The sequence below is a fragment of the Streptomyces anandii JCM 4720 genome, from assembly GCF_014650655.1.
In the GTDB taxonomy this organism is placed as follows: domain Bacteria; phylum Actinomycetota; class Actinomycetes; order Streptomycetales; family Streptomycetaceae; genus Streptomyces; species Streptomyces anandii.
Window position 1 is genome coordinate 84,074 of the sequence record NZ_BMVJ01000005.1, and the last position, 3,305, is coordinate 87,378.

3 protein-coding genes are annotated in these 3,305 nt (G+C 77.1%); 1 reads left to right on the top strand and 2 read right to left on the bottom strand.

Annotated elements, in window-relative coordinates; all coding sequences use genetic code 11:
* Both IE249_RS36940 and crtI read right to left on the bottom strand, forming a co-directional pair.
* Positions 1 to 733 (bottom strand): phytoene/squalene synthase family protein (locus IE249_RS36940; protein ID WP_229858128.1); only part of this gene is annotated, 733 nt, incomplete at its 3' end.
* Positions 730 to 2,271 carry a phytoene desaturase family protein gene (gene crtI / locus IE249_RS11200; protein ID WP_189704637.1) on the bottom strand — a complete coding sequence of 514 codons (1,542 nt, stop codon included), beginning with the start codon at positions 2,269 to 2,271 and terminating at the stop codon, positions 730 to 732. The genes crtI and IE249_RS36940, both read right to left, overlap by 4 nt.
* Before the next feature lie 434 nt (positions 2,272 to 2,705).
* On the opposite strand from crtI, the gene IE249_RS36945 reads away from it, so the two are divergent.
* Positions 2,706 to 3,305, top strand: a 600-nt coding sequence (locus tag IE249_RS36945) for a lycopene cyclase family protein (RefSeq protein WP_268249684.1), incomplete at its 3' end; no start/stop codon positions are given.

A 3,305-nucleotide genomic window follows, 5' to 3' on the forward strand; every position in this document is an offset into this window, starting at 1 on the left:
CATCGGCGCGCCCGGTCGCACGGCTCCAGCGCAGCAGGTCACGGTCGACGCCGTGCGCGGACAGCAGGTCGGCGGGCAGGTACACCCGCCCACGGTCCAGGTCTTCCCCCACGTCCCGCAGGAAGTTGGTCAGCTGGAACGCCACCCCGAGGGCCGCCGCGTGCGGCGCGGCCTGCGCTCGGGGGGTCACCGTGCCGAGGACCGGCAGCATCTGCAGTCCGATGACGGCGGCCGAGCCGTGCATGTACGCGCGCAGGTCGTCGTAGGTGGCGTAGCCGGTCACCGTCAGGTCGCTGCGCATCGAGGCCATGAAGTCGCCGAAGTGATCGGGCTCGATGGCGTAACGGGCGGCGGTGTCGGCCACGGCGAGCACCACCGGCTCGTCCCCCGCGACGGGTGCGCCGTGTCCCGGCCGCTCCTCGGCACACCCCTGGGGTGCGCCGTCACCGCGGGCGTGCCCGGCCAGTGCGCGGCGCAGTCGCTCGTCGAGCCGGGTGAGGGCGGCCGCGCGCTCGCCCGGGCCCGCTCCGCTGTGCAGGCTGTCCACGATGTCGTCGGCCCACCGCGCGAACCCGTACAGGGCGTGCACGGCCGGCCTGCGGTCGGCGGGCAGCAGGCGGGTCGCCAGGAAGTAGGTGCGCCCGTGCCGGGCGTTGAGCCGCCGGCAGTGGGTGTACGCGGCGCGCAGCAGCGGGTCGGTGATGCCCGCGGCGTCCAGTTCGCGCGCGGTCATCGGGCCGCGCCCTCGGCCTGCCGGGCGCGGGCGCCGCCGCGCGGCCCGCCCCGCTCCCGGTGGCCGCCGGTGATCCGGGCGGCGGCCAGCTTGCCCGAGATCAGCACGGTCGGCACCCCGACGCCGGGCGTGGTCCCGCAGCCCGCGAGGACCGCGTTGTCCGTGCCGCGCACGAGGTTGCGGGGCCGGAACGGGCCGGTCTGGGCGAAGGTGTGGGCCACGGAGAAAGGGGTGCCGGCCGCATGGCCCAGCGCGGTCCAGTCGGCGGGTGTCACCAGGCACTCCTGCTCGATGTGCGCGGCGACGCCGTGCAGCCCGCGCGCCTCCAGGACGGCGAGGAGGCCGTCGCGGTAACGGGGCGCCAGGTCGTGCCAGTCGGCGGCCGACGGCCCGATGTCGGTGTTGGGGCAGGGCGCGAGGACGTAGTGCAGGTGCCTGCCCCGGGGCGCGAGGGACGGATCGCCCGCCGTGGGTCGGGTGATGAGCAGGGAGGGATCGGTCATGAGGGTGCCCGCGCGGGTCAGCTCGTCGAAGGTCCGGCTCCAGGCGGCGCCGAACGAGAGGGTGTGGTGGGCCAGTTGCGGCCACGTCCGGTCGGTGCCGAGATGCAGGACGACGGCCGAGGGCGCGTGCCGCAGCCGGAGCGGGCGGCGCGGCCCGCGGCCCAGCAGCCGGTGCACGGCCGGCAGGTCGGGGGTCAGGACCACGGCGTCGCACGGAATGCGTTCGTGCCCGGTCACCACCGCCGTGACCCGGCTTCCGGACCGCTCCAGGCGTGTGACCTCGTGGCCCAGCAGCAGTTCGGCGCCCGCGTCGGCGGCCGCGGCGGCCATGGCCCGGGGCAGGGTGTGCATGCCGCCGCGCGGGAAGTACACGCCCGCCACGGTGTCCATGTACGCGATGACGGCGTACGCCGCCAGCGCCCGGGCCGGCGCCACGCCCGCGTACAGGGCCTGGAAGGAGAACACCCGCCGCAGCCGCTCGTCGCTCAGGAACCGCCCGATGCGCGCGTCGAGCCGTCCGAACCCGCCGAGCGCGGCCAGGCGGGCCAGGTCGGGGGTCAGCAGACCGAGCGGCGAGTCGAAGTTGGCGTCGATGAACCGGCGGTGCTGCACCGCGTACAGCTCGGTCAGCCAGGCCCGAAGCCGCCGGTAGCCCGCCGCCTGGCCCGGCCCGGCGAAGCGCTCCACCTCGGCCTCCATCGCGGCGGCGTCCGAGTGCACGTCCAGCAGGCTGCCGTCGGCGAAGCACGCGCGGTAGGCCGGGTGCACGGGCAGCAGCTCGACGCGGTCGGCCAGGCGCTCACCGACCGCCGCGAACGCCTCGTCGGCCAGATGAGGCATGGTCAGGACCGTGGGACCGGTGTCCATCCGGTAGCCGCCACGCTCCAGCCGCCCGGCGCGCCCGCCGGGCCGGTCCTCGCGTTCGACCACCGTCACGCGCCGCCCCGACCCCAGCAGGTGCAGCGTGGCCGACAGGCCGGAGAGCCCCGCCCCCACGACCACGACGTGATCGGTCCGACCGGTCACCGTCCTCATACCGCCACCCCTTTCCCGCCGGGCCCGGCGGACTGAGTGCCCCGCGCGACGGCGGGGATGCCGGCTGTCCCGCGGGCCGTCGGCGTCCCCGCCGTCCCGCGGGCAGCGCGATTCCCGCCGTCCCGAGAGGCGGCGGAACGCCCGCCGGGCCGGACCGGGCCGGGCCGCTTCGGTCCGGCGTCCTGACACCCCTTCCACCGTCGGGCCCCGCCCACCGGCCCCCTCACCCGAAGGGACGTGTCGGCCACCCCACCGTGGGGCACCCGCCCCGCGCACCGCCCCACGCGTCCGCCCGTCCCCAGCGCGGCGCGCGTCCGCGCGGGGCGAGGGTGCGGAATGCTTCGACGGGAACCGTCCGGCGCGGACCGCGCGCCGGCGCCCGGCCCGCCGCCGGGCGGAGCGCGGACACCGCGGCGGAGCCGGACAGGAGGGCCATGAGCGCAGCGGACGTCGTGATCGTCGGCGCGGGGGCGGCCGGGCTGTCACTGGCGCACCGCCTGACGGCCGCCGGCACCCCCGCGCCCTCCGTCCTGCTGATCGAGCCGCCGCCCGGCCCCCTGCGGCCGCCCCGCCGCACCTGGTGCTTCTGGGAGGCGGGCACCGGCGCCTACGACGCCGCCGTGAGCGCCTCCTGGCCCTGTCTGCGGACGATCGACCGGCACGGCGTGAGCGTCCGGCGGCACATCGGCCCGATGCGCTACAAGATGATCCGCTCGGACGACTTCGAGGCGCTGGTCGGCCGCGATCTGACGGCCCGTCCGAACGTGCGCCGGGCGGAGGCCACCGTCGACGGCATCGTCCCCCTCCCGGACGGCACCGCCCAGGTGCGCGCCGCCGACGCGGACGGGGCGCGCCTCCAGGTGCGCGCCCGCTGGGTCTTCGACTCCCGCCCCCCGCGCGCACTGCCCCCCGCGCGCACCCACCTGCTCCAGCACTTCAAGGGCTGGTTCCTGCACACCGAGCGGCCCGCGTTCGACCCGGGCGTCGTCGACCTGATGGACTTCCGCACCCCGCAGCCCGCCCGAGGACTCTCC

Bases quoted from the DNA above. Each gene is read 5' to 3' on its own strand.
- crtI (WP_189704637.1), bottom strand. From the start codon at position 2,271: ATGAGGACGGTGACCGGTCGGACCGATCACGTCGTGGTCGTGGGGGCG.